Source organism: Carnobacterium inhibens subsp. inhibens DSM 13024, from assembly GCF_000746825.1.
In the GTDB taxonomy this organism is placed as follows: domain Bacteria; phylum Bacillota; class Bacilli; order Lactobacillales; family Carnobacteriaceae; genus Carnobacterium_B; species Carnobacterium_B inhibens.
On sequence record NZ_JQIV01000006.1, the window covers coordinates 2,296,419 to 2,322,965 of the forward strand.

Sequence of the window (26,547 nt, forward strand, 5' to 3'; positions counted from 1 at the left end):
AAATTGATTATTACACAGGAAGTTATAGAAGTAAAATGAAAAGCTGTGGATAAGAATAACCCATAATATGGCGAAATATAGGTCAAAATAAAAATCTGAAATAGTGCATGTAAAGGCAAAAAACTACCTCCACCTTAAATAGGCGAGATAGCTAAATTATGATCGTTTTAGTCGAAACGTTTGCGTTTAGGAGAGCTGGGAATAAAAAGAGCTTCTCGATATTTTGTAACAGTTCTTCTAGATATTTCGATACCGCCTTTTTTTAAGAGATCCACAAGTTTTTGATCTGATAAAGGTTTTTTAGTATCTTCATTTTGAATAATTAACTGTATTTTTTTCTTTATTTGGTTAGAAGAAATTGATCCTTCTCCTTCTTCAGATGAAGTGACTAAAGCATTTGTAAAGAAGTGCTTCAATTCAAATATACCAAATTCAGTCGTAAGGTATTTTCCGTTAACAGCACGACTTACTGTAGATTCATGGATATCCAGTTCATCAGCAATCTTCTTAAGAGTCAACGATTGGATCGGATGATCTTCGGATAAAAAGAATTCCTTTTGAGCATTGACAATAGCAATGCCTATTCTAAGAATAGATTCTTCTCGATGCATCAAACTTTTTTTTAGCCATTCATATTCGGATTGCTTGTCATGAATAAATGTTGAAACTTCCTTATCTTTAATTGCAGTTAGCTCCTCATAGTATTCTTTTTGAAACACGATAACTGGAAGACCGGATTTAACAGACCGTACTACTATTTGACCTTCATCATCTATTTTAACCGATAGATCTGGTCGAATGTATTGAGTAGGAGTACTCGAAAAGATAGCTCCAGGGTGTGGCGTAAGAGTCTTGACGAAATCTGAAACTTCTTGAACATCACTTAATGAGATAGCATAACGCTTTGCGATGTGCTCCCACTTGCGGTTTGCAAAAGCCTCAAATTCTTCTTCCAAAATCAGATAAGCTAGATTAGGGGCTTGATTGTTTCGTTCGGTTTGAAGCATTAAGCATTCTTGCAAATTTCTGGCACCGACACCTGCTGGTTCTAATTGCTGTAAAAGGGTCAAGGCATCTAATAACTGAAACGGTTCTGCTTGGGTTAGCTTAATAGCCTCATCTAGTGAAAGAGTTAAGTAACCGTTATTATCAATATATTGAGCCAACCAAATAACTAAGTCACGTAAAGCTGTATCTCTAAAGGATAAATGGATTTGCTCTAATAGAGCAGCGTAAAGAGAAGTAGTAGATGAGGTCGCTAATGTGTCCCATATGGAACCAGTAGTAGTTTGGTTTAAGTGTGACTGATTACTATTGTATTTTTGAGTTGACGTTCCTTGTGATTTTGTTGTTGATTTTACAGAAATAGAGATAAAAGGGTTCTCTAAGGATTTCTGTTTTAAAAAATCAACTAGGTCTTTACGATTGTATTGCAGCATTTGAATCGACTGTTGTAACTGAGGAGTCATGGTCAATTGCTGTTGCTGCTTTTGTAATTGAGTAAAATTTTGTTCGAAATTCAAAACGTTTTCACCTCTAGTATCAATATGTTCTGATAGGTTCATCATAGCATATTGCACTATAAATGAGAACGTTAGCTAAAAGAAAGAAGCAGTATGGCTAGAAATAGTGTAAAAAAGTGTTCACAACTAGCTTTATAGTAGCATACAGTCAAACAAATGATTATAATCGGAAGTGAAAGTAGGTGATCCATTATGAAGCTTTATATTAAAGAAAAAAGATTTTCATTACGAGACCAATTACTTGTACAAGATGAACAGAAAGAAGTCCTTTATACCGTTAAGAGTGAACGAATAGCGATTGGAAATAAAGTGCACATTTATAATCAGTCTAAAGAAAAAGTCCTATCCATTGAAGAGAAAAAAATAGGCTTTTCACCTAAATATATGATTTACCAACAAGACGAAAAAGTTGGTGCAGTAAAAAAAGAAACTAATTTAATTGCTTCTGATTACGTTATTGAGAAAATTGATTGGAAGATTAAAGGAAATGTCGAAAAAGAAGATTATGAAATAAAAAAAGGATTTAGCAAAATAGCTTCTTTTAAAAAGAAAAGATTTTCTTATGGAGACTCTTATGTTTTAGATATTGAAGAAAAAAAGGATGCCCAAATGGTACTAGCAATCATTATTGCTGTTTGGTGTTTGCAACTAGATGAAAAAAACGATGGATAAACAAATTTTTTTGCAAGAGCTATCGTTTGAGTAACCATTTTGGACTCAGTACAATAAAGATAGCATGAAGTCTATGAAGATGAAGGGAAGGAAAGAAAATGAACAGATATGTTGTAGGAAGCTATACATCACCACAAGAAGCAATAGAAGCCGTTAGGAAATTACAAGAAGAAGGTTATCGAAAGGAAGCTATCACATTAGTGTCCAGTACGGAATCTAAAAATTCAATTTCCACTACTACAAATGTAGAAGTAAGTACAGATGAAGCTGTTACAAATCAAAAAACTAATGCAAAAAGAAGCGATGATCGTTCTGCTTGGGAAAAAATCAAAGGCGTTTTTTCTACAGAAGATCATGATGGAAAAGTTTCTACTAACTCTGATGATGATCCACTGTATTCTTACCAAAAGGACCTTGCAAATGGGAATATTATCGTTATGATAAATGAAGAAAAAAAAGGCCGTAATGAAAATGAGTCACACGAAAAAGGAAAGACTACTACTCCTTTGGATCCAGATCCTATGTTTGGAGCAGGTCCAGGAATAACCTTAGAATCTTCGTCAAATCCAGATGAACCTACAAATGCCTCGAATTCGGATTATTCAGATCAAAAACAACGGGCAACGGATGAAACTATCCAGTTAAAAGAAGAACAATTAGATGTAACGAAACAAGAAGTTCAAACGGGTGAGGTTCAAGCTAAAAAACGTGTGATAGAAGAAACAAAGACAATAGAAGTTCCAGTTCGTCATGAAGAAATCGTCATTGAACAGCATAATCTTGATGGGACAAACGATTCAAATAGTATAGAGAAAGAAAAAAAAATCGTTATACCTGTTTCTGAAGAACAAATTGAGGTAACGAAACGGCCAACAGTAAAAGAAGAAGTATCGATTCATAAACAAAGCGTAGAAGATACAAAGCAAGTTAAAGGAACAGTAAAAAAAGAAGAATTGAATGTGGAGACAGAGGGACATGCACATATAAATGAAATCAATGATTCTAATCAATAGAATCATTAGAATAACGGAACAAAAAAGAGGCAGGAACACAGTTCCTAGCCTCTTTTTAACATGTAATTGTTTATGCCTATTATTTCTTAGGAGTAGTTGTGTCATCAATATGGTACTCTTCTACATGAATTTCTTTAGCAGTAGAGGTATCACTGATAGGATCTGCTTGTTGAGTATTTGTAGCTGTTTCATTTTGTTGAGCCGTTTGATTGTTTTCTAAACCAGCTAAACGAGTATTAAGACTTTGAATTTCAGCCTCTTTCTTTTGCAATTCGAGTTGTGCTTCTGATTCTTTTTTGACTCTATTAACTGCATCGTCCCTAGACGTTTCAGCATTTTTTAATTCTTCATTCTTGTTCTTGATCACTTGTCTATTACGTGCCCCTTTAGACATTGCAAACAATGCAGCTATCAGCATTCCAATTAATAAGAAGCCAACGAAAAGCAACCATAAAGGGAGTTCTAATGAAGTGAAATAAAGATTTAAAGTAGCCATATCCATATTTAAAAATGCTACTATCCCTACCAATACCAATAATATAATCGCTATTATTATCATAATTTTCATTCTCCTTCCTAATAATGAATTTTGATTGAATAAATACTTTTGAAGATTTAAATAAGTAGATACACTGTAAACTAAGACAGCTGATACAAATACTGAGAGAGTAACGATTGCCTAAAGAAATAGAGTGACTTTACAAATGAAACTAAAAAAGATTGATTTAATCTATAAACCAATTATAAACGTTGAAAGGTAAATAATGAAATAATAGGGCTTTAAACCAAAAAAAGTCTATGAACGTGTTTACTTAACCGCTCATAGGCTTTTTACTTTGCTTATTGATTAAATAAAATGAATTGATTCTTGGTATCAGATCGTTTGTTTTTTAGTATTGAATAAAAAAGGTAACAGAATTCCAATGAAGTAATTAATGGAAGCAACTAACATAAATAAACTTTAAAACTAGTGACAATGACGACTAACCTCATAAGTATATAAGATAAAAGCCAATCCGCTTAATCAACTCACATACAATTCCTGAAAAAATTAAGCCAACTACCCAAAGTTTAGTATTTGTTTCGCTGTCAGCTTTGATTACACTAAGTTGAATAATGCCATGTAAGATGACTAAAAAGGGTGAAAATAATATAAAAATTTAAATGATAGATTTTTCTTTATTAGTGTATAAGCTAGAAATAACAAAATAAATACCGGCTATACCTAAAATAATAATGTAACCACTAATTAATCCAGCAGCGAGATAACCACCTAATGTTAACCCTAAAGCAGCTAAAAGCTGAGAACCTTGGAAAGAAAGAGAAGCAAAACTTAAATAAGAAGCTTGTTTGTCTTCAGGTATCAGACTCACTTGACGGGCATTTAGAATAGGAGCAGAAGCCAATTCTCCAATGGTTGCTATAATTGCTAATGGAATCAAGAAGTAAATACTATTGGCAGAAGCCATTAAGCCATACCCGGTCACATAAATCAATAATCCAATGAGTACAACAGTGCATTCGTTTTTCTTCTCTGTTAACCTTGAAACAATAAATGTAAAACAAACAACCATAATAGTGTTGATCACTTGTAAAATACTAAGCATCCTCACACCGTCAATAGGTACAGAAAATAATGTGATGGGCTTAAATTCTTTTGATAAACGAATTCCAGTATAGTTTTGTAATGAAAATTCTGCAGCGCTATAAAGAGCAATCCCTAAAATTAAAATAACCCACCGTTTATCTTTAGCAGCAATATAATAATTGGTAAACAGATCATGAAAAATTGTTTTTCCCTTTGTGCTGGAAACATTATTTTTATAATTAAGGTTTCTTTGCAGAAAAGCAGACATTAGGAATTGTAAAAGAGCTGCTCCTAAAAATAAGTAGACTAAGTAATGTTTAAATAAGAATCCACCAATTGAAGCGCCTAAGGCCATTGATAAATTGAATGTCCAATACTGTAGCTGATACACTTTTTTACGTTCATTTGGAACAGTAGAGTCAAGCAATACCGCATCAAAAGCTGAATAATACAAATTATAAGTGATACCACAAATAAGATAACCTGAAATCAACCAAAAATTTTGTGGCAGAATATCCGCAAAATTTAGAGCGACAATAAATAAAGATATTCCATATAAGTTTTGAAAGATCAATAAGATTTTTTTTCGCTGAAAGTTATCTGCTAAGTAGCCGCCAATGATTCCAGCCAAAAATGAGGAAACTACATTTATCATAACTAAGACTCCGATTGTTTCCTTACTGAATATGCCTGCTAAATAGATAATCAAGTAAGGAATTGTACAAGCATAAACTAAACTACTAAAAAAAGAAGTGACTAACGTTGTTTGAATATTTTTTGAAAAAGATGATAGCATAATAATCTCCTTATAAATAAAGAAACAGGTTATGATTTTTTTAATCCGTATCCTTATCTCGTTTTTTATAAAGCAGTAAGAAATAAGGACACAGAACCTATTTTTCGAACAACTTAATAAAATTAGCGTAGCATAATTATAAGAATAAGAAAATAAAAAAATTAGAAAAAACTAATTTAATTTAATGAAAAAAGACCTGAGATAATTCTCTCAGGTCTTTTAGTAGTTTATAAAAGATTATTTACGGACATCTTCAACAGCGTCCAATTTTTTCACGTCTTCTGGAGAAATAGTGAAATCTAATTGACTATTTTCAACGATTCGTTCTTCATGTGTTGATTTAGGAAGTGGCAATGTTTCACGCTCTAAACAATAACGGATACATAATTGTGCAGGAGTCACACCATATTTTTCTGCCATTTCTTTAATTTTTGGGCTGTTCAATGTTTGACCAGTTGCTAGCGGTGAATAAGCTTCTACTACAATGTTGTGTTCTTTACAAAAAGCAAGAAGGTCCTCTTGATCATGTCCAACGTAGAACGGAATTTGATTAGCCATCGGTACGATGTCACAAGCATCGATAAGAGCTTGAATATCTGACACAGAAAAATTAGAAACTCCGATAGTGCGAATCTTTCCATCATTGTATAATTTTTCCATTGCTTTCCAAGATTGAATATTTTCTTCAGTGTAGTCAGCACCTTTTTCATCCCAAGGCCATGGAGCATGAATAAGATAAAGGTCTAAGTAATCCACACCTAAGTTTGTAATAGTGGTATTAAAAGCCTCTAAAGTTTCATCGTAACCTTTAATTTGAGCGGGTAATTTACTAGTGATAAAGATTTCTTCACGTGGTAAATCAAAGTCTTTGATAGCTTTTCCAACATTTTCTTCATTTTGGTAAGCTAATGCTGTATCAATATGAGTATAGCCATTTTTAAGAGCCATTGTTACGGCATCGTAAGCTTCCTCATTTGGGATTTGCCAAGTACCAAAACCGATATTTGGGATCTCAACACCATTGTGAAATACAAAAGAATTTTCTTTCATCATAAATCATTTCCTCCTCATTTTTAAAGATGTTACTTTCTTATTGTATGCTTTTTTTCAAACTAAGTAAAATATTATTGCATACGTTTTCTCTGTTTTCTATATCTCAGAAAAATTTTGAGCTTGAAGCAGGTATCTTAAGTAATGGATAACCTGCTATCCGAAAAGCTTCTGCTAATTTGGAATCTGTTACAACATAGATATCTTCGTGAATAACAGAATAAAATACACATCTATCATTCAACAAAAAAAATACATCAATCGTCTGTTCTTGATTTATATTAATGAGAGAACGAGATTTTTTTAATAAAGTATAACTTGACTGATTGTAAGCATAAAAATCGACTCTAGCTTTTTTGCTACTGATCGTCCCAGGCCATTTTTTTATCCAATCAGTTTCAAGATAAAAATTCATTAATGCCGTTCTTATTTCCATATCGTTCTTATTTTCTACTGAAGGATAGTAAACTATAGCAATTTTATCAGAATAGTCTTTTAAAATTTTGAGTATAAGTAAATAATCTTTTTTTAAAATAGGATTCGAAATTCGGTAAAACATACTAGTTAAAACCTCTTTTCTTGTCATAATATTTTAGATGAAAGTACCAAGTTAGGTTAAGAGTGATTTAAGTTTCAATTAATCATAAATACATAAACTTTTTAGGGAGAGACAATACAGATAAACATACACTGTGGAAAACGTTTGGTTATCGCATTACAAGAAAATCAAAAAAGTAGCTATACTGGTGGAAATATTAGGCTACAGCAACGAGAAGATTACGAGACGTTGTATTGTGATTAATGAAGTCGAAATCAGTAAAACCCTATTTAACTTTAGCTTAGACACTTCATCTATATTTTCTCTAGCCACGTATAGGTTCTCATTTTAGATTATGACAGGTAATAGACTTAGTTGTTTCTTTTGGCAAGTAGTTTACTATTTCTTTTTATTTATACGATTATGAATAAAAAGAAATATGGAAAATACACCATACAAAAAAATGAAAAAAACGACTAGAAATAAAATATAATTCATTATCTGCAAAATCTCCTTTATAATTTATATTATTGAACTTTTTTTCATAACCCCGTTGCAGGAATGTATTAGCCTTCTTTAACAGTTAGAACAGTTTCTTGAGTATACATTGTGGGATGAGCACTTCCTATAGAGTTGTACTTAGTTGAGTTATCCATCGGTGTTAAGTTTAAAGAAGAAGGTTTACACATATTAACACTCTATTTTTATACAAGACCAATACTTAGTTATTTTACTTTCCGTCCAACGGCTCTATATGAATAATGATAAGTGTGTACTGTAACTTTTTTGAGAGCTCCTGTATTTTGATTTACTTTTATATTAAAAATATAAATTAACACATAACACTGGTAACCATTTCCTATTTAATAGAATAATAACTTCCAGCCCCCCTTAATTTGTTACGTTCATTATCTCTAACTTCACTTAAAAAGTAATGCACCTATTGGTTTACCTAGTAGCAACCAGTGGTTGCTACTAGGTAAACCGCTGCGTTCTTTTAGTTTTAGTAAATTAAATAGATAATAGGATTACGAATTAGTCCGTATGAAGATTAGCTATCGGAGACATCATAATGAAAAACAACTAAAAAAGTTATTATCAGGTTATACCGATTCTTTTTTTGTGGTGCTATTTTGGCTATGCTTTTTTTATTCTAGGTTATTATCTCCAGCTGAAATCAGATTCAGAAGACTAATGAATATAATTAATCCTGTGCATTTAATAATTGATAAACTTTATAAACTAATGAATAGAGGGGTTTTTTTGAGAAATTATATAGCTACTATTTTTTTATCAATACTTATTTTAGGTAAATTGATGGGGATACTTAATATTTTATTGGGTAGATATACCTCTACTTTCGTATGCTACTTTACTATAGCGCCTATTGACTCATACCAAATTAACAATTTAGCTAAAGAAAAACAGACTACATTTAAACTTTTAGCTGTTTTAAGTGGAGTTATAGACATCTCTATTTCTCTACTTTTGATTCTAATTCTATCAAAAGTAGAAACAGAAGTGATACTACTTTTAGGAGTTCTTCTCTATGCAAACACCACTCTTTTTTCCAAATATATGGAAAAGTATTTACAACTCAACTATTAAAATAACTTTATTTCTTTAAGTCATTTTAATTGAATATGATGAAGACGATCCAGTTAGTGTAGGATATTAAAAAATATTAAAACAGTAAGCACTGCAAGCATTAATATCTAAGCTGGAAACTTATAGCTGAAAATATTTGCAACTAAATACAAAATGAAGCAACTATATAAATTAGAGGTGAAATTATGATTAATAAATATAAAGAATTTACAGAAAAGCACCCATATGCGAATGTCATACTACTAATGGTATTTACTAGTTTTATTGGTATTTCAATAGAGTGGATAATAAATAAAGACTTCATTGGTGCAGGATTATATACCGCTATAGCACTTACTTTAATTGAACTTTTAAGAGTCAGAAAAAAAAATAGTTAGGAGGCAGCACATGGGCAAAAAGTATGTACTAAAAGGATTATCTTTGCTTTTATTTATTCCATTAACAATCAACTATTTTTTTAAAACTCCATTCACATCAGATATATCCTTAATTTCACTTATTGTTGTGCTCGGGGTTACATGGATGACATATGAAGAGATTAGATTATTTTTAGACCACTCAGATAGCAGGAGTAGGAGTCAAATGATTATAGACCGTACTTTTTTGTTGATCCTGATTTCTACGTCGATAGATATAGTGGTTTCATTTTTTGTTAACTAAAATACCGAAAAAAATTAAAGGAAAAGAAGGAAATAAAGTGTCAGTTAACCATAAGGAGTATATTAGAATGCATTCTCTATATAGAAAATGATTTAGTCATTGGAGGAGTTTCAGATTGGGCTCAAAAAGAAGAATACATATCATTGGTTCTGTAGGTAGTGGAAAAACAACTTTAGCAAAGAAACTCTCAAAGGAACTGAGCATCCCATATTACGAGATAGACAATATCATTTTCGAAAGGCATTCAACGGGAGATACTAGGAGATCAGATAAAGAGATAGTTAAGAGGTTAGAAGCAATCGTTAAAAGTGATGCATGGATTCTAGAAGGAACCAGTACAAAAAAATGGATAATTAAAAGTTTTGAAATTGCAGATTGTATTATCTTTCTAGATACACCTTATCTCATCAGATTGAAACGTATTTTATTTAGATATGTTAAGCAACTATTAAAGATAGAAAAAGCAAATTATAAACCAACTTTTTCAATGCTTATAAATATGTTTAAATGGAATCACAAATTTAACAAGGTAAATAAAATTGAATTTTATAAATTAACCCAAGAATATAAAAATAAAGTGAGAACATATCCGTCTAAATTAAATAAATAAAAAGTGGTTGTTTATATTGTTATACTTGCCACTTGGTCAATAGGCAAGTATTATAGAAAAGGTTGGCTTCCTACTGACTGTTTGTAGTATGAGAGATATCCGTATTATTTATTTAAAAATCATTAAGAATTCATACGAAGAGTATCAAAAGGAATATATTTGCGTCATAATATTAAAAGCAGCATATGTAAAATAATAATCACTTTTTTTAAGTGAGTGGAGGTAAATTTAGTTATTATGAAAAAAAACGAAGGTATTATTGATTGGTTTTTCCGTTTTGTGAAAGGAATGTTCATTGGTTCAGGTGCTATCTTGCCAGGTGTAAGTGGTGGGGCTTTAGCTGCTGTATTTGGAATTTATGAAAGTATGATCGCATTTCTGTCAAATATCCGCAAAGATTTTCTTAAAAATGTAAACTATTTTATTCCGGTAGGGATTGGTGGTTTGTTTGGTATATTTGTACTGGCATATCCTATTGATTATTTTTTAAAAAATAATGAGGTTCAGGTATTATGGTGTTTTATCGGCTGTATCTTGGGAACCTTGCCTGCTTTATATAAAGAAGCTGGAAAAAATGGACGCAAACCTTATCACCTTGTTATCACAGTAGTTGTTGCGATTCTTGCATTTATCGGTTTACTGTATGCGAAATTTAATATGAATGTAGTAGTTGAACAATCTACATTATCATGGGTAATGGCCGGCGGTATTTTTGCATTAGGTTTTATTGTTCCTGGGTTAAGCCCATCTAATTTTTTGATGTATATGCATTTGTATGAACCTATGACAGAAGGAATAAAAGATCTGAACTTTTCTATTTTGATCCCTGTCGCAATTGGTGCAATTTTATGTGTTCTGTTACTGTCTAAATTGGTAAGCAAATTAATGGAGATCGCCTATGCAGTGATTTTTCACTTTATTTTAGGAGTTGTAATAGCTTCAACGGTTATTATAGCTCCGATGCCTGAACAGTACAGTGGCATGTCTGCGGGAGGAATAGCAGTAACAGTTGTATTATTCTTTGTTGGTTTGTCTGTAGGATTGCTGATGGAAAAATTGGAAAATAATTATAAACCGGCTGAGATAAATAGCTAGAAGCTTTTAATTATTTTTAATTTTGGTTCAAGTAATCTAAAAAAAGTATTGATGAGCATGCTCATCAATACTTTTTTTAATACAACTATTTTTTTATTTTAGTGCCTATTCCTTTTTGTAATAGAACAGCACCTAGCGCTCCAACCATTCCTTGAAGTAAATTTCCAGGAATTGAAACAGCTGCTCCAGCTATGCCATACATAAAGCTTTCAGCAATAAAATAACCCAAAGCCATGAAAATACCAGCTGGAATAGCTGCTAGAAAGGGTTTGTTATAGCCAGTTTTTTGAAAAATCCAGCCGCAAATATAGCCTTGCAGCCCTTTTACTACGAATGTGATAGGAGCATAGTAAGCATAACCGATAATAATATCAGCAAGAGCACTTCCTAATCCCCCAACAAAAAATCCAGCTTTTTTCCCTAAAAAGAGTGCTGCGAACAATAAGACCATATCCCCAAGGTTAATGTAACCATGAAGGGATGGAATACGAACAAGGATAGTCATTACGATGGTCAAAGCCATCAGTAAAGCAAATGTTACAATTTCTTTTGTACTAATTTTCCGCATTATCCTCATCCTTTACATATATAGATAAAGTAATCTTATCCTTTTTTAATGCTAATGTCATGATTTTTTTCAAATTCAAAAAAGAATTAGAAAAGAACAGATTCTATCATGCGAATTATGCTAGACTAGATGTAATTAAGAAACAGGTAGAAGAGGAGAAAAAGATGAAGCAACCCAGAATTTTAGTTATTCAAGATATTTCAGCAAGTTGCCGTATTTCAATGAATGTGGCGGTCCCAATTTTAAGTTGTTTAGAGAACTGGGTCAGTATCTTGCCTACAGCATTACTGTCAACTCATACCGGTAAAGGTTTTGAAGAGTATACCTTTTTAGATTTAAGTACTGAGATCCCAGCAATATTAAATCATTGGCGCTCTTTAGGAATAAAATTTGACGGAATAGTTATTGGTTACTTAGGCTCCGTAGAACAAATAAAATTGATGGAAAGCATTATTACTCAATTTACAACTGAAGAAGCGTTGATTGTGCTAGATCCTGTGATGGGTGATCATGGGAAATTATATCCTGGTTACACTTCTGAGCATGTTGAAGCGATGCGTGAACTTTGTCAATTTGCAGATGTTTTGATTCCAAATGTAACCGAAGCTTGTTTGCTAACAGAAACAAGCTATCCTGAAAAGCCCCATACCAAAGAAAAAGTTGAGCCAATTATTAGGAAATTAACTAATAAAAATAAGAAAAGTATCGTTTTATCGGGTGTATCTGGAAATGAAAAACAAGTAGGTGCGGCTTTTGTTACCAAAGAAATTTCCATAGTTCATTATACTTTTTCAGAAGTTTATCCGGGTCATTTTGATGGGGTTGGAGATTTGTTTACAAGCGTAGTAGCAGGTTTTCTATTTCAAGAGCATAGCTTGAAAAGGGCTAATGAAGTAGCAGTAAATTACATTTCAAGAGTTGTCAAACGGACTATTGAAGAACAAATTGATCCCTTGTACGGCATTGCTTTTGAAAAAGACTTGATGTATTTAATGAAAGAATTGAAAAAAGAAACTTCCTATTAGAACAAACATTAAAAGTTGTAGATTCTGATTTTTTTCTAGATTAACGATTAATGATTGCTGAATAACTAAAGCATTAAAATTAAGTTGTAAACCAGACAAATCATTAGGTTTTCTTTATTATTTCTATTATACTTCTTATTAGTAAGAAGAAGTGCATTGAAAAATAACTTAAATAGTGAGTGTATGGAGGAAAATAAAAAATGAGAGCTGTTATTATCGAAGAATATGGTGGAAAAGAAAAATTAAAAGAAGCAGAAGTTCCGATGCCTAAACCGAGTGCTCATCAAGTCGTTGTAAAAGAAAAAGCAACTTCAATCAATCCTATCGATTGGAAATTACGCGAAGGGTATTTACAAAAAATGATGCCTTGGGAATTTCCAATTATTTTGGGATGGGACGTTGCTGGAGATATTGTCGAAGTCGGCAGTGAAGTAACTGACTGGAAAGTTGGAGATAGAGTATTTGCGCGTCCAGATACAACGCGTTTTGGAACATATGCTGAATATACTGCAGTTGACGACAAATTGTTGGCATATATTCCTGAAAATGTATCCTATGAACAAGCAGCTGCTGTCCCTTTAGCCGGATTGACTGCTTGGCAAGCACTTTTTGATTACGGTAAACTTATTGAGGGCGAAAAAGTTTTGATACACGCAGGTTCAGGCGGAGTAGGAACTTATGCTATTCAATTAGCTAAAAGTAGAGGGGCTTATGTTATCTCAACAGCAAGTGAAAAAAATCGTGAGCTGTTGTTGAGCTTAGGAGTAGATCAATTTATTGACTATAAAAACGAAGACTTTACAGAGATTTTGAGTGATGTGGACGTTATTTTTGATACTATGGGCGGAGAAGTTTTAGAAAATAGTTTTAAAGTAATCAAACCGCATACTGGACGAATCATTTCCGTCGTTGGAAACGTAGATAAAGAATTAGTTGAAAAAGTTGATGTCACATTCAATAACATTTGGTTAGAACCAAATGGAAAACAATTGACGGAGTTAGCTCAATTAATGGAACAAGGAAAAGTGAAATCGATTATTGGAGAAACTTATCCATTAACTGAAAAAGGAATTTACGATGCCCATGCAATGAGCGAAACACATCATGCAGTTGGAAAAATTGTGATCAAAGTAGAAGATTAAGTTTTTAATAACAGGTTATTAAGTATAAAAATAGACTAAAGCAAAGGATGCGATAAAATTCCTTTGCTTTTTATTGTAGAAAAATATATGTTGTGTTAAATATGAACAAAATATGGCTAAATATGCAAAACCGGTGTTTCTTAAATTAAAAACAATATGTATCCGCTTTCAGAAATAGAACTGTAATATACCAAGAAACTTTGTTAAGAAAATTACATCAATTATTAGTAGGATATATGCTATACTAGCACCTGTGAGAAAATAAAAGGGTATAAAAAACCACGGAGGGTATGAATTGAAAAAGAAATTAATGACTGGGATAATTGCTACACTGTTATTTGCAAGTCCCATTGTAATGCCTACTGTGACAGAAGCAGCTAGCGTACAAGAACTTGAAGATCAAAAAGCTGAATTAGAAAATAAATCAAGTGAATTAAACTCAAAAATCCAATCGCAAGAAGAAACATTAAATAACTTAGAATCTGAAAAAGTAAATCTTGAATCAGAAGTAGAAAAATTACAAACGGATATCGATGCAGTTGTTTTAGATTTAAAAGCACAAGAACAAAAATTAGCTGACTCAAAAGCTAAAATTGAAAAATTAAAAGCTGAAATTGAAAAACTCAAAGAGTTGATTGCTAGACGTGAAGAAAAATTAGAACACCAAGCAAGAAGTGTTCAAACAGACGGTAGTGCTTCAAATATGGTTGATCTAGTATTATCTGCAGATAGTCTATCTGATTTAATTGGACGCGTTGGCGTAGTAAATCAATTGGTTTCAGCAAATAAAGAAATCGTGACTCAACAAGAAAATGATAAAAAAGAAGTAGAAAAAAATGAAGAAGCAGCTCAAGAAGAAAAAGTAGCTGTTGAAACATTGAAAGCTGAGATTGAAGTAAATAAGAGTAACTTAGTTGCTCAAAAAGCTGAATTGGATGATAAAATTGTTCAAGTAGCAACTAAATACGATATGACAGAGTCTGAAAAGAATGAATTTGTTAAAGCGCAAGCAGTTGTTGCTACTAAAACAAGTGTTTTATCAAGTGAATTACAAGAAGAGCGTCAACGTATTATAGCTGAAGAAGAAAAAGCGCAAGCAGCTGCTAAACAAGCAGAAGCTGAGGCAAAAGCTAAAGCTGAAGAAGCAGAAGCCGCAGAAACTAAACAAACAACAAGTTCTTCAAATTCTTCAAGTCAATCAAATAATAGTGCTCAAGCAAGCACTCCGTCATCTTCAAATAGTTCAGGTTTCATTCACCCAAGTGGTGGTTATCAAACTTCTTCCTATGGATACCGTATTCACCCGATTACTGGTGTAAATAAATTACATGGCGGTATTGATTTTGGCGGCGGCGGTCCTATTGTAGCTGCACAAAGTGGAACAGTTGTTTTCTCTGGTTACGACAGTTCTTGGGGATATTATGTAAAAATAGACCACGGAAATGGACTGCAAACCTTATATGCACACATGGTAGCTGGAAGTTTATTAGTAACATCCGGACAACAAGTGTCACAAGGTCAACAAATCGGTACAATGGGTACAACTGGTTCTTCTACAGGAGTTCATTTACACTTTGAAGTCTATGTAAATGGTTCTCGTGTTGATCCAGCAAACTATCTATAAGAAGAAAGTTTTCAGAATAGTGGTATGCAAATTAAAAATTTGAAAACAGATAGCTTAAGTCCTCTCTTTCAAAGAGAGGACTTTTTTAGTAGAATGAATATGCAATAGATGAAATGGGCGGAGGATTAAAAATGGAACTAATTTTATCCACAAAAAATGAACGTGTAAAGAATTGGAAAAAACTACAATCAAAAAAAGGTCGACAAAAGGCAGGAACCTATTTGATTGAAGGATTCCATTTAATAGATGAAGCAATAAAGAATGATGCAGTGATTTTAGAGATGATGGTAAGTGAAGAAATAGCTTTTGAAAATATCCCTACTTTTGATGAAGAAAAACAAGTAGAGATCTCAGCAGAGATTGCAAAATCCTTAAGTGAGACGGAAACGTCACAAGGTATTTTTGCAATTGTTCAAAAAAAAGAGTTAGTAGAGAAGCCCAGTTTAAACAAACCTTTTTTATTACTTGATAACGTCCAAGACCCAGGCAATGTTGGAACAATGGTTCGTACTGCAGATGCTGCTGGTTTTGGTGGAGTTGTCCTAGGCAAGGGTTCAGTTGATTTATACAATAGTAAAGTCCTTCGTTCTATGCAAGGCAGTCACTTTCATTTGCCTATTTATCAAGGGGATTTAAATGAATGGTTTGATTTGTTTTTTCAGCATGGGCATCCTGTGTATGGTACCGAGTTAAATGAAGAAGCCGTTTCTTATCGAGAGATAGAACCGCTGTCTGTTTATGGGTTGGTTATGGGAAATGAAGGAAATGGAATGTCAGCTGAATTATTGAAACGAACAACTAAAAATCTTTATATTCCAATAGTAGGAAAAGCCGAGTCTTTAAATGTGGCAGTAGCTGCTGGAGTCGTCATGTTTGCATTAACAAAAGAATAATTAAATTTCAAATTATTACAAAACTATGTCTAAAATTTGAAGATTACTAACATTTCCTTAAATTTAGAGTGATTCGCTTTTAAAATCTATCTATCCGATGTATGATAGGAAAAAGTTAAAAAAGCTTGATAACTATCAATGAAAAGGAAGTCGTTTGATGACCCAGCCAAAATGGAAGCAAGATTTAGAATACATTGCGCTTATTGAGGATCTTTTAGAATTTGAAGAAGTAAAAAAGCTTGAAAATTATACGCAGCATCATTTTACTACAAGACTAGATCACTCTATTAGTGTATCTTACATCAGTTATTGCATTGCTAAAAAGCATGGTCTAGATGCTAGAGCGACTGCTCGTGCAGGGCTGCTTCATGATTTGTTTTATTATGATTGGAGAACAACAAAATTTGATGAAGGATCTCATGCCTATGTTCATCCGCGTATGGCTTGTGAAAATGCAAAGAAATTAACAGAATTAAGTGAATTAGAATGCGATATTATTATTAAACATATGTGGTTAGCTACAGTAGCTTTACCTAAGTATAAAGAAAGTTATGTTGTAACCTTTGTTGATAAATATTGTGCGATTAAAGAAGTGACTATTCCTTTAACTGGAAAAGTTCGGACATCTATAAAAAGTGCTTGGGCTCGTTTAAGACCAGCACCAGCACAGTAAGTCAAACTAAAAGTATAATTTGAAGTGTAAAGCATATAGTATTATTCTATTAATAGAAGAAATTAAAAGACTAAGCCGAATACATGGCTTAGTCTTTTTTGACTTCTGTAAGAAGATTTTCTAAAATGTGGGTTCTTATTTCAATCAGTTCAGGAAATTGGTAGAAAAAATTTTGTTTTTCTTGAGCAACTGTTGTATTTTCTTGCCTAGTAGATAGGATAAAAAAAGTCCAAGATTCAGCAATATCTTCTTCAGGATGTACAACAGCATAAGTAGTCAAGAAATCATCTGGATGTTGCAGATAAAATTCTTTTTGAGCTTCTACATTATTTTGAACATCAAGATGTTGCCATTCTTTGTAATAGTCTAACCAAAATTCTTGGTAATAAAGGTTCATATAAGAATCAGGAATACTCTCGCCATAGAAAGAAGAATAAGTAGACTCTGTTTCACTAGATGTACTCCAGTCATAATTGATTACCATTTGATCATTTCCTAAAGTAAGGAGATGCCCATATTCATGGATCAAAGTATAATAGAAATTCTTTTTATCGGTACTATCTGCAAAATCTACACCAAGTTGCCAAGTATCGGCAGCATAATCTAAAGGCTCAACATAACCTAGTAAGTTACTAGTTCCGTCTGAAAAAATGGAGAAAGACTTAACATTGGATCTTAGTTCTGATGGAATAATAGTAGTAAAAGAGTCCCATAGTTCATTATGTTGTAAAGTATCCTTGGCATAATCCTGTTGTTTTGTATTAGAATAATTGATGCTTTCGTCTGAAAGAGCTCCATCAGTAACTTTATAAGTAACAATAGTAGATTCTTTTATCAGGGCGCTTCTATTTTGTTCTATACTTGCACCGGCTTTTGTTAGTGAACCAGATGAGAAATCTAAAGGATCGCCAATAAGGTCTGTTACTTTAGTAAGATAACTATCTCCTTTTTCGATAACTACTTCACTGCTAGTTTCGGAAATTGGAAGGTCACTGTCATCGGGAAGAGTTATTGCATCATAAGACAAATAGCCTAATAAAAGAAAACAGTTAGTAAAGATCCAAAAAAACAATCGTTGCATCTAATGTTCACCTCCTAGAAAACCTATTATTTATATCATAAGTCTAGTAAATACACCTAAAATTGTAAAGTGAAATCACCTTAAATAATAGATGGAAACCTTATTGAGAAAACATTAAAAAAATGCTTGGAAAAGTAATAAAAACAATACAAAAAATTTTCAAAAAAAAGATTGTAGAAGCATAACTCACAGTATATAATAATTCTTGCCGCATAAATTGAACGGAAAAAATAAGCCTTCCTAAGTCAATGATACAGAGGATGCAAACGGTTCAATACATGCTGTAAACTAACCGGAATTTTAGATAGGATTGGAGGAAGCTTAAATGATAGAGGTAACTTTTACCAAACAAAAAGCATTTATTAGAGAAGCAAGTATTGCAGACTTGCCAGAAATGGTTGAGATTTATAATAAGGCAATCATCATTGGAGGCGTCACTTGTGATATCGATGTATTCACAGTAGAAGAAAGAAAATCATGGTTTGAATCCCATCAAACAGAAAAGTACCCACTGTTCGTTTATGAAGTAGATGGAAAGGTTGCCGGATATAGTCATTTAAGTGGATATCGAGTGGGCAGAAGAGCGGTAGAACAAGTAACTGAAATTAGTTACTATGTAAATAGTGATTATCGTAAACGTGGAATTGGATCAAAATTGGTTGATCATACACTACAGCAAGCAAAAAAGATTGGCTATCAAAATGTTATGGCAATGATTGTAGAAGGGAATGGAGCTAGTGAGCACCTTCTTGGTAAATTCGGATTTGAACAATGGGGTAGAATGCAAAAAATAGCAGATTTTAATGGTGTTTTACATGATCACTTATACTATGGGTTAAAAATAAATTAACTAAATGACTTAAAAGGATGAGGAAATCAGCTCATCCTTTTTTTTGAATAAATATTCTTTCTCTCCGGATAATAATCATTGAAATAAGTGGAGGGGTTCGTGTTTAACAAAATAAAAGACTAAATTTAGCATGAATATATTATTGTTGTCTGTCTTTTGAAAAAAGTTATCTTTTTTATCAAAAAATTATTGACGATAAGTTAAATCCCTGTTATATTAATACATGTCGCTGAGACAGGTTGAAACAAACCGACACAGCAAAAAAGAAAATTTGAAAAGTTGTTGACAAGTGATATCGAACATGATATTATTAGTAAGTTGTCACAAACGAAACATTCAACTTTAGACCTTTGAAAACTAAACAAAGTAAGACGAACCAAATGTGAGGGTGACTCAGCAGTGCTGAGTCAACAGTAACAAATATAGTGAATAATTATTCGCTAGCAATCAATAATGAGCTTCAAGCATCATTTTATATGAGAGTTTGATCCTGGCTCAGGACGAACGCTGGCGGCATGCCTAATACATGCAAGTCGAACGCTTTTGTTTCACCGGGTGCTTGCACCCACCGAGACAAAAGAGTGGCGGACGGGTGAGTAACACGTGGGTAACCTGCCCATAAGAGGGGGATAACATCCGGAAACGGATGCTAATACCGCATATTTCCAATTGTCTCCTGACAGATGGAAAAAAGGTGGCTTCGGCTACCGCTTATGGATGGACCCGCGGCGTATTAGCTAGTTGGTGAGGTAATGGCTCACCAAGGCGATGATACGTAGCCGACCTGAGAGGGTGATCGGCCACACTGGGACTGAGACACGGCCCAGACTCCTACGGGAGGCAGCAGTAGGGAATCTTCCGCAATGGACGAAAGTCTGACGGAGCAATGCCGCGTGAGTGAAGAAGGTTTTCGGATCGTAAAACTCTGTTGTTAGAGAAGAACAAGGATGAGAGTAACTGCTCATCCCCTGACGGTATCTAACCAGAAAGCCACGGCTAACTACGTGCCAGCAGCCGCGGTAATACGTAGGTGGCAAGCGTTGTCCGGATTTATTGGGCGTAAAGCGAGCGCAGGCGGTTCTTTAAGTCTGATGTGAAAGCCCCCGGCTCAACCGGGGAGGGTCATTGGAAACTGGAGAACTTGAGTGCAGAAGAGGAGAGTGGAATTCCACGTGTAGCGGTGAAATGCGTAGATATGTGGAGGAACACCAGTGGCGAAGGCGACTCTCTGGTCTGTAACTGACGCTGAGGCTCGAAAGCGTGGGGAGCAAACAGGATTAGATACCCTGGTAGTCCACGCCGTAAACGATGAGTGCTAAGTGTTGGAGGGTTTCCGCCCTTCAGTGCTGCAGCTAACGCATTAAGCACTCCGCCTGGGGAGTACGACCGCAAGGTTGAAACTCAAAGGAATTGACGGGGACCCGCACAAGCGGTGGAGCATGTGGTTTAATTCGAAGCAACGCGAAGAACCTTACCAGGTCTTGACATCCTTTGACAATCCTAGAGATAGGACTTTCCCTTCGGGGACAAAGTGACAGGTGGTGCATGGTTGTCGTCAGCTCGTGTCGTGAGATGTTGGGTTAAGTCCCGCAACGAGCGCAACCCCTATTATTAGTTGCCAGCATTCAGTTGGGCACTCTAGTGAGACTGCCGGTGATAAACCGGAGGAAGGTGGGGATGACGTCAAATCATCATGCCCCTTATGACCTGGGCTACACACGTGCTACAATGGATGGTACAACGAGTCGCAAGGTCGCGAGGCCAAGCTAATCTCTTAAAGCCATTCTCAGTTCGGATTGCAGGCTGCAACTCGCCTGCATGAAGCCGGAATCGCTAGTAATCGCGGATCAGCACGCCGCGGTGAATACGTTCCCGGGTCTTGTACACACCGCCCGTCACACCACGAGAGTTTGTAACACCCGAAGTCGGTGAGGTAACCCTTTTGGGAGCCAGCCGCCTAAGGTGGGACAGATAATTGGGGTGAAGTCGTAACAAGGTAGCCGTATCGGAAGGTGCGGCTGGATCACCTCCTTTCTAAGGAATATAACGGGAACCCACACATTCGTACTTACTTTGTTTAGTTTTGAGAGGTCTAATCTTCTCAATAGATAGATGTTGTTCTTTGAAAACTGGATAAAGTTAAAAATTGTAATTCAAGTAAGAAACCAGAAACACACCGAAAAGTTTTAAAAATGAGTTTTTTTAAGGTTCTCATCGTAAGATGAGTATTGAACATTAACGATTAACCATAGGTTAAGTTAATAAGGGCGCACGGTGAATGCCTTGGCACTAGGAGCCGATGAAGGACGGGACTAACGCCGATATGCTTTGGGGAGCTGTAAGTAAGCTTTGATCCAAAGATTTCCGAATGGGGGAACCCAGCATCTTTGATAGGATGTTACTGCTAACTGAATACATAGGTTAGTAGAGGTAGACGCAGAGAACTGAAACATCTAAGTACCTGCAGGAAGAGAAAGAAAAATCGATTCCCTGAGTAGCGGCGAGCGAAACGGGAATAGCCCAAACCAGAAAGCTTGCTTTCTGGGGTTGTAGGACTGAACACATAGAGTCATAAATGGATTTGGTAGGAGAAGCGACCTGGAAAGGTCTGCCGAAGAAGGTAAAAGCCCTGTATCCGAAACCACATCCACTCTGATCAGTATCCTGAGTACGGCGGAACACGAGAAATTCCGTCGGAATCCGGGAGGACCATCTCCCAAGGCTAAATACTCCCTAGTGACCGATAGTGAACCAGTACCGTGAGGGAAAGGTGAAAAGAACCTCGGAAGAGGAGTGAAATAGCCCCTGAAACCGTGTGCCTACAAATAGTTAAAGCCCGTTAATGGGTGATAGCGTGCCTTTTGTAGAATGAACCGGCGAGTTACGATCCCATGCGAGGTTAAGTTGATGAGACGGAGCCGTAGCGAAAGCGAGTCTGAATAGGGCGAATGAGTATGTGGTCGTAGACCCGAAACCAAGTGATCTACCCATGTCCAGGTTGAAGGTGCGGTAATACGCACTGGAGGACCGAACCCACGTATGTTGAAAAATGCGGGGATGAGGTGTGGGTAGCGGAGAAATTCCAATCGAACTTGGAGATAGCTGGTTCTCTCCGAAATAGCTTTAGGGCTAGCCTCGGAATTAGAATCATGGAGGTAGAGCAACTGTTTGGACTAGGGGCCCTTCTCGGGTTACCGAATTCAGATAAACTCCGAATGCCATTGATTTATATCCGGGAGTCAGACTGCGAGTGATAAGATCCGTAGTCGAAAGGGAAACAGCCCAGACCACCAGCTAAGGTCCCAAAGTTTATGTTAAGTGGAAAAGGATGTGGAGTTGCTTAGACAACTAGGATGTTGGCTCAGAAGCAGCCATCATTTAAAGAGTGCGTAATAGCTCACTAGTCGAGTGACCCTGCGCCGAAAATTTACCGGGGCTAAACATAACACCGAAGCTGTGGATAGAACCATTGGTTCTATGGTAGGAGAGCGTTCTAAGGGCGTTGAAGCTAGATCGTGAGGACTAGTGGAGCGCTTAGAAGTGAGAATGCCGGTATGAGTAGCGAAAGACGGGTGAGAATCCCGTCCACCGAATGACTAAGGTTTCCTGGGGAAGGCTCGTCCTCCCAGGGTTAGTCGGGACCTAAGTCGAGGCCGAATGGCGTAGACGATGGACAACAGGTTGAGATTCCTGTACCAGTTTGTTTTGTTTGAACAATGGAGGGACACAGTAGGCTAAGGAATACGCGCTGTTGGATATGCGCGTCCAAGCAACAAGTTTTGAAGTGAGTCAAATGCTTGCTTCTTTAAGAACAAGTTGTGATGGGGAGGGAAATTAAGTACCGAAGTTCCCGATGTCACACTGTCAAGAAAAGCTTCTAGTTAGAAACAAACTGCCCGTACCGCAAACCGACACAGGTAGTCGAGGAGAGAATCCTAAGGTGTGCGAGAGAACTCTCGTTAAGGAACTCGGCAAAATGACCCCGTAACTTCGGGAGAAGGGGTGCTGACCAATTGGTCAGCCGCAGTGAATAGGCCCAGGCGACTGTTTATCAAAAACACAGGTCTCTGCAAAATCGTAAGATGACGTATAGGGGCTGACGCCTGCCCGGTGCTGGAAGGTTAAGAGGATGGGTTAGCTCTCGGGCGAAGCTCAGAATTGAAGCCCCAGTAAACGGCGGCCGTAACTATAACGGTCCTAAGGTAGCGAAATTCCTTGTCGGGTAAGTTCCGACCCGCACGAAAGGCGTAACGATCTGGGCACTGTCTCAACGAGAGACTCGGTGAAATTATAGTACCTGTGAAGATGCAGGTTACCCGCGACAGGACGGAAAGACCCCATGGAGCTTTACTGCAGTTTGATATTGAGTGTTTGTACAGCTTGTACAGGATAGGTAGGAGCCATTGAAGCCAGGACGCCAGTCTTGGTGGAGGCGTTGGTGGGATACTACCCTTGCTGTATGACCACTCTAACCCACAGCCCTTATCGGGCTGGGAGACAGTGTCTGACGGGCAGTTTGACTGGGGCGGTCGCCTCCTAAAGTGTAACGGAGGCGCCCAAAGGTTCCCTCAGAATGGTTGGAAATCATTCGCAGAGTGTAAAGGCATAAGGGAGCTTGACTGCGAGACCTACAAGTCGAGCAGGGACGAAAGTCGGGCTTAGTGATCCGGTGGTTCCGCATGGAAGGGCCATCGCTCAACGGATAAAAGCTACCCTGGGGATAACAGGCTTATCTCCCCCAAGAGTCCACATCGACGGGGAGGTTTGGCACCTCGATGTCGGCTCATCGCATCCTGGGGCTGTAGTCGGTCCCAAGGGTTGGGCTGTTCGCCCATTAAAGCGGTACGCGAGCTGGGTTCAGAACGTCGTGAGACAGTTCGGTCCCTATCCGTCGCGGGCGTAGGAAATTTGAGAGGAGCTGTCCTTAGTACGAGAGGACCGGGATGGACACACCTCTGGTGTACCAGTTGTTCTGCCAAGGGCATTGCTGGGTAGCTATGTGTGGACGGGATAAACGCTGAAAGCATCTAAGCGTGAAGCCCCCCTCAAGATGAGATTTCCCATCACGTAAGTGAGTAAGACCCCTGAGAGATGATCAGGTTGATAGGTTGGAAGTGGAAGTCTAGCGATAGATGGAGCGGACCAATACTAATCGGTCGAGGACTTAACCAAAGAATAAACGGTGTACGACGGTTTCTAAACGAAGAACAAACTTTTAACTTATCCAGTTTTGAGAGAACAACGTTCTCTAGATTGAAATTTGTGTGGTGGCGATGGCAAGAAGGTCACACCTGTTCCCATGCCGAACACAGCAGTTAAGCTTCTTAGCGCCGATGGTAGTGAAGGGTTTCCCTTTGTGAGAGTAGGACGCTGCCACGCAAACAAAAAGACATCATCTTCGGATGGTGTCTTTTTTTTGTTTGATTTTATACCGGCTAAATGAGTTGAAAATAAAAATAAGAAAGGTTATCTAATTTAATAGACAGCCTTCCTTATTTTTTGTTTTTAAGAGTGAGGATTGTCAAGTAAAACCGTATTTTTAATATCTTCAACTGTTTTTGTACCAGCTAATTGCATCACTATTTCGAGTTCATGCTTGAAGTGATCAAAAACAGATTTAACACCTTGAGATCCTCCTAAAGCTAGGCCATAAATTGCTGGGCGTCCAATTGCAACTAAGTCAGCACCACTAGCTAGAGCTTTAAAGACATGTTGCCCACGACGAACACCACTGTCAAAGACAACAGGAACTTTTCTATCCACTGCTTCAGCAACAGTTTGCAATGAATCGAATGCTGCTGGTCCGCCATCTAATTGGCGGCCACCATGATTGGTTACCCAAATTCCGCCAGCACCAGATGCTAATGAGATTAAAGCATCTTCCGCAGTTTGAACACCTTTAACAAAAACAGGTAATCCAGAATAAGAAGCAATAAATTCAATATCTTTAGGACTAAGTGTTTGTTTGGAAGAGCCATAAACAGCATCCATTGATTGTCCAACACCTGATTGGTAGGCTTGAACGATTGGCATGCCTAAAGGAAAAACAAAACCATTACGTTTGTCTGCTTCACGGTTCCCTCCTACAGTTGCATCAGCCGTTAATACGATAGCTTTTACTCCATTAGCTTTAGCTTCGTCTAAAATATCTCTATTGATTCCATCATCTTTACTCATATAGAATTGGAACCATTGTGGAGCTCCAGCTCCTGCTTCAGATATTTCTTTAAAAGGTTTATTAGCATATGAACTAATCGTCATAATAGTACCAGATTCAGCAACAGCTTTTGCAGTGGCAGGTTCGGCAGCTGCGTTAGCAAGTCCGTGAGAAGCAACTGGCGCCATAATGATGGGAGTAGCTAAGTCAGTACCAAAAATGGATGTACGTTGATCTGGATTTTCAATATTTTTTAATACACGAGGAACAATTAGCTTATGATTAAAAGATTCAATGTTTTGTTGGATTGTCCATAAGTCACCGGCTCCGCTTGAAATATAGCCGTAACCACCTTCAGGAATAACTTTTTTTGCTTCCAATTCAAGATCAAAAACATTGATAATATTTAACGGTTTTTCTGCTTCACTAGCTTTATAAGGAACTTGATTAGCGGATTTTGAGGCTTCTTGTATATTGTCCAAAGAATGTTCTATAGTTACATCTTTTTCAGTTTCTGTCATAATGTTCCCTCCATTTAAATGATTGGTAATCGATTTAAGTTTACCACTAGAAATAAAAAATTCAATTTTTAAGAGAAAATAGTTTGATTAAAATTAAGTGAAAAAAAATAAATTAAATAGAACTATATTTTTCTTGTCTAATGTATCGTAAAGGAATAAGATAGTAAAAGTGAAAAAAATATGTCCGAAATAGGGTATTGATTAAAAAAAGGTTGACAAACATTGCTAGATTACTTACTATTTATAACCAATAATGCTATAATAAGATAAAAGAGGTGAAGAAGATATGATAACCATTAAAGATGAAGAAAAGAGTGTCGCTTGTGAAGCTAGACAAAAAGCGATTTGCCCTAAGTTTGAACATACTTTTGCTATTTTAGGTAAAAAATGGATGGGACTTATCATTGACGTGTTATTAGAAGGTCCTCAACGGTTTAAAGATATAGCTGCTACAATTCCTAATGTAAGCGATCGTGTATTGGTTGAACGTTTAAAAGAGCTGGAACAAGAAGGACTTGTAGCTCGTACAGTAGACCCGGATGCTACAATGAGAGTAGCTTATAGCTTAACTGAAAAAGGCCAAGCCTTAAAAGTAGTCATGGCTGATGTTCAAAAATGGGCTTACGAGTGGATTTGCGTACAAGAAGCTTAATCCTATTGAAAAGTACTTGACCTTTAAGTCAAGCTTACGTTAAACTAGATAAGTATGTAAAAGAGAATAATAATAAAAACAGTGATGGAAAAAAGTAATTTGGCTTATCTAAAGAAGAGAACAAGTGTCGTTGGCTGAAAACACTTGAATAGAAAACCAAATGAAGGTTCACTTCCTGAGTTGACTTTGGGAATTACGTTAATCTAAT

The 26,547-nt window shown here is 36.0% G+C and carries 21 protein-coding genes, 3 rRNA genes and 1 other annotated feature (1 of these 25 cut by a window edge); of the genes, 16 read left to right on the forward strand and 8 right to left on the reverse strand.

Annotated elements, in window-relative coordinates:
• Positions 1-167: 167 nt before the first annotated feature.
• On the reverse strand, positions 168-1,523 hold the full coding sequence (rpoN, locus tag BR65_RS12125) for an RNA polymerase factor sigma-54 (protein ID WP_034538828.1): 1,356 nt from the start codon (positions 1,521-1,523) through the stop codon (positions 168-170).
• 192 nt (positions 1,524-1,715) lie between these two features.
• Between rpoN and BR65_RS12130 the strand changes: the two genes are divergently transcribed.
• Positions 1,716-2,195, forward strand: a complete 480-nt coding sequence (locus tag BR65_RS12130; protein ID WP_023177068.1) for an LURP-one-related/scramblase family protein — start codon at positions 1,716-1,718, stop codon at positions 2,193-2,195.
• A 98-nt stretch (positions 2,196-2,293) separates the two neighbouring features.
• Complete coding sequence (locus BR65_RS13510; protein WP_051932778.1) at positions 2,294-3,208, forward strand: YsnF/AvaK domain-containing protein; 915 nt, start codon at positions 2,294-2,296, stop codon at positions 3,206-3,208.
• A gap of 79 nt (positions 3,209-3,287) precedes the next feature.
• Here the strand turns inward: BR65_RS13510 and BR65_RS12140 are convergent, their stop codons facing one another.
• The 4 genes from BR65_RS12140 to BR65_RS12155 all read right to left on the reverse strand — a co-directional run bounded on the left by BR65_RS12140 (position 3,288) and on the right by BR65_RS12155 (position 7,201).
• Positions 3,288-3,776, reverse strand: coding sequence for a LapA family protein (locus tag BR65_RS12140; RefSeq protein WP_081901384.1), 489 nt, complete (start codon positions 3,774-3,776; stop codon positions 3,288-3,290).
• A gap of 592 nt (positions 3,777-4,368) precedes the next feature.
• Entirely contained in the window at positions 4,369-5,592 is a 1,224-nt protein-coding gene (locus tag BR65_RS12145; RefSeq protein WP_034538401.1) for an MFS transporter, read from the reverse strand.
• A 237-nt stretch (positions 5,593-5,829) separates the two neighbouring features.
• The gene (locus tag BR65_RS12150; RefSeq protein WP_034538403.1) at positions 5,830-6,645 is read right to left on the reverse strand and encodes an aldo/keto reductase; all 816 of its coding nucleotides are present in this window, start codon (positions 6,643-6,645) and stop codon (positions 5,830-5,832) included.
• Between the two features lie 103 nt (positions 6,646-6,748).
• Positions 6,749-7,201, reverse strand: a complete 453-nt coding sequence (locus tag BR65_RS12155; protein WP_023177077.1) for a hypothetical protein — start codon at positions 7,199-7,201, stop codon at positions 6,749-6,751.
• Positions 7,202-8,443: 1,242 nt separating this feature from the next.
• Between BR65_RS12155 and BR65_RS12160 the strand changes: the two genes are divergently transcribed.
• The 4 genes from BR65_RS12160 to BR65_RS12180 all read left to right on the forward strand — a co-directional run bounded on the left by BR65_RS12160 (position 8,444) and on the right by BR65_RS12180 (position 11,153).
• The gene (locus BR65_RS12160; RefSeq protein ID WP_144080628.1) at positions 8,444-8,788 is read left to right on the forward strand and encodes a hypothetical protein; all 345 of its coding nucleotides are present in this window, start codon (positions 8,444-8,446) and stop codon (positions 8,786-8,788) included.
• A gap of 185 nt (positions 8,789-8,973) precedes the next feature.
• Positions 8,974-9,165 (forward strand): hypothetical protein, encoded by a 192-nt coding sequence (locus BR65_RS12165; protein ID WP_034538405.1) that lies wholly within the window; start codon positions 8,974-8,976, stop codon positions 9,163-9,165.
• A gap of 398 nt (positions 9,166-9,563) precedes the next feature.
• Positions 9,564-10,058, forward strand: a complete 495-nt coding sequence (locus BR65_RS12175; RefSeq protein WP_023177079.1) for an AAA family ATPase — start codon at positions 9,564-9,566, stop codon at positions 10,056-10,058.
• A gap of 237 nt (positions 10,059-10,295) precedes the next feature.
• Positions 10,296-11,153, forward strand: coding sequence for a DUF368 domain-containing protein (locus BR65_RS12180; protein WP_023177081.1), 858 nt, complete (start codon positions 10,296-10,298; stop codon positions 11,151-11,153).
• Between the two features lie 85 nt (positions 11,154-11,238).
• On the opposite strand, the gene BR65_RS12185 is transcribed toward BR65_RS12180, so the two are convergent.
• The gene (locus BR65_RS12185) at positions 11,239-11,721 is read right to left on the reverse strand and encodes an ECF transporter S component (protein WP_034538409.1); all 483 of its coding nucleotides are present in this window, start codon (positions 11,719-11,721) and stop codon (positions 11,239-11,241) included.
• Between the two features lie 164 nt (positions 11,722-11,885).
• On the opposite strand from BR65_RS12185, the gene BR65_RS12190 reads away from it, so the two are divergent.
• The 5 genes from BR65_RS12190 to BR65_RS12210 all read left to right on the forward strand — a co-directional run bounded on the left by BR65_RS12190 (position 11,886) and on the right by BR65_RS12210 (position 17,078).
• On the forward strand, positions 11,886-12,746 hold the full coding sequence (locus BR65_RS12190) for a pyridoxamine kinase (RefSeq protein ID WP_023177084.1): 861 nt from the start codon (positions 11,886-11,888) through the stop codon (positions 12,744-12,746).
• A 200-nt stretch (positions 12,747-12,946) separates the two neighbouring features.
• Positions 12,947-13,888, forward strand: a complete 942-nt coding sequence (locus BR65_RS12195) for an NADP-dependent oxidoreductase (protein WP_023177086.1) — start codon at positions 12,947-12,949, stop codon at positions 13,886-13,888.
• Between the two features lie 295 nt (positions 13,889-14,183).
• Positions 14,184-15,512 carry a murein hydrolase activator EnvC family protein gene (locus BR65_RS12200; protein ID WP_023177088.1) on the forward strand — a complete coding sequence of 443 codons (1,329 nt, stop codon included), beginning with the start codon at positions 14,184-14,186 and terminating at the stop codon, positions 15,510-15,512.
• A gap of 131 nt (positions 15,513-15,643) precedes the next feature.
• A complete protein-coding gene (locus BR65_RS12205) occupies positions 15,644-16,405 on the forward strand; it encodes a TrmH family RNA methyltransferase (protein ID WP_023177090.1) in 762 nt (253 codons plus the stop codon).
• A gap of 157 nt (positions 16,406-16,562) precedes the next feature.
• The gene (locus tag BR65_RS12210; protein WP_034538410.1) at positions 16,563-17,078 is read left to right on the forward strand and encodes an HD domain-containing protein; all 516 of its coding nucleotides are present in this window, start codon (positions 16,563-16,565) and stop codon (positions 17,076-17,078) included.
• Positions 17,079-17,166: 88 nt separating this feature from the next.
• Here the strand turns inward: BR65_RS12210 and BR65_RS12215 are convergent, their stop codons facing one another.
• Complete coding sequence (locus BR65_RS12215) at positions 17,167-18,159, reverse strand: zinc metalloprotease (RefSeq protein ID WP_034538411.1); 993 nt, start codon at positions 18,157-18,159, stop codon at positions 17,167-17,169.
• Between the two features lie 325 nt (positions 18,160-18,484).
• Between BR65_RS12215 and BR65_RS12220 the strand changes: the two genes are divergently transcribed.
• From BR65_RS12220 to rrf, 4 genes are all read left to right on the forward strand, one after another.
• Complete coding sequence (locus BR65_RS12220) at positions 18,485-19,009, forward strand: GNAT family N-acetyltransferase (protein WP_034538412.1); 525 nt, start codon at positions 18,485-18,487, stop codon at positions 19,007-19,009.
• A gap of 472 nt (positions 19,010-19,481) precedes the next feature.
• A 16S ribosomal RNA gene (locus BR65_RS12225) occupies positions 19,482-21,043 on the forward strand.
• Positions 21,044-21,260: 217 nt separating this feature from the next.
• Positions 21,261-24,181: ribosomal RNA gene (locus tag BR65_RS12230) — 23S ribosomal RNA — on the forward strand.
• A 91-nt stretch (positions 24,182-24,272) separates the two neighbouring features.
• Positions 24,273-24,388, forward strand: a 5S ribosomal RNA gene (gene rrf, locus BR65_RS12235).
• The 16S, 23S and 5S rRNA genes sit together here, the layout of an rRNA operon.
• A gap of 126 nt (positions 24,389-24,514) precedes the next feature.
• On the opposite strand, the gene BR65_RS12240 is transcribed toward rrf, so the two are convergent.
• Positions 24,515-25,687, reverse strand: coding sequence for an alpha-hydroxy-acid oxidizing protein (locus tag BR65_RS12240; RefSeq protein ID WP_156098869.1), 1,173 nt, complete (start codon positions 25,685-25,687; stop codon positions 24,515-24,517).
• Positions 25,688-25,973: 286 nt separating this feature from the next.
• On the opposite strand from BR65_RS12240, the gene BR65_RS12245 reads away from it, so the two are divergent.
• Positions 25,974-26,339, forward strand: a complete 366-nt coding sequence (locus tag BR65_RS12245) for a winged helix-turn-helix transcriptional regulator (protein ID WP_034538413.1) — start codon at positions 25,974-25,976, stop codon at positions 26,337-26,339.
• Between the two features lie 72 nt (positions 26,340-26,411).
• Positions 26,412-26,547, forward strand: a binding site (T-box leader); it runs 110 nt beyond the window's last position.

Coding starts and splice junctions, on each gene's coding strand:
- BR65_RS12130 (WP_023177068.1), top strand. CDS start 1,716: ATGAAGCTTTATATTAAAGAAAAAAGATTTTCATTACGAGACCAATTA.
- BR65_RS13510 (WP_051932778.1), top strand. CDS start 2,294: ATGAACAGATATGTTGTAGGAAGCTATACATCACCACAAGAAGCAATA.
- BR65_RS12140 (WP_081901384.1), bottom strand. CDS start 3,776: ATGAAAATTATGATAATAATAGCGATTATATTATTGGTATTGGTAGGG.
- BR65_RS12145 (WP_034538401.1), bottom strand. CDS start 5,592: ATGCTATCATCTTTTTCAAAAAATATTCAAACAACGTTAGTCACTTCT.
- BR65_RS12150 (WP_034538403.1), bottom strand. CDS start 6,645: ATGATGAAAGAAAATTCTTTTGTATTTCACAATGGTGTTGAGATCCCA.
- BR65_RS12155 (WP_023177077.1), bottom strand. CDS start 7,201: ATGTTTTACCGAATTTCGAATCCTATTTTAAAAAAAGATTATTTACTT.
- BR65_RS12165 (WP_034538405.1), top strand. CDS start 8,974: ATGATTAATAAATATAAAGAATTTACAGAAAAGCACCCATATGCGAAT.
- BR65_RS12180 (WP_023177081.1), top strand. CDS start 10,296: ATGAAAAAAAACGAAGGTATTATTGATTGGTTTTTCCGTTTTGTGAAA.
- BR65_RS12185 (WP_034538409.1), bottom strand. CDS start 11,721: ATGCGGAAAATTAGTACAAAAGAAATTGTAACATTTGCTTTACTGATG.
- BR65_RS12190 (WP_023177084.1), top strand. CDS start 11,886: ATGAAGCAACCCAGAATTTTAGTTATTCAAGATATTTCAGCAAGTTGC.
- BR65_RS12195 (WP_023177086.1), top strand. CDS start 12,947: ATGAGAGCTGTTATTATCGAAGAATATGGTGGAAAAGAAAAATTAAAA.
- BR65_RS12205 (WP_023177090.1), top strand. CDS start 15,644: ATGGAACTAATTTTATCCACAAAAAATGAACGTGTAAAGAATTGGAAA.
- BR65_RS12210 (WP_034538410.1), top strand. CDS start 16,563: ATGACCCAGCCAAAATGGAAGCAAGATTTAGAATACATTGCGCTTATT.
- BR65_RS12215 (WP_034538411.1), bottom strand. CDS start 18,159: ATGCAACGATTGTTTTTTTGGATCTTTACTAACTGTTTTCTTTTATTA.
- BR65_RS12220 (WP_034538412.1), top strand. CDS start 18,485: ATGATAGAGGTAACTTTTACCAAACAAAAAGCATTTATTAGAGAAGCA.
- BR65_RS12240 (WP_156098869.1), bottom strand. CDS start 25,687: ATGACAGAAACTGAAAAAGATGTAACTATAGAACATTCTTTGGACAAT.
- BR65_RS12245 (WP_034538413.1), top strand. CDS start 25,974: ATGATAACCATTAAAGATGAAGAAAAGAGTGTCGCTTGTGAAGCTAGA.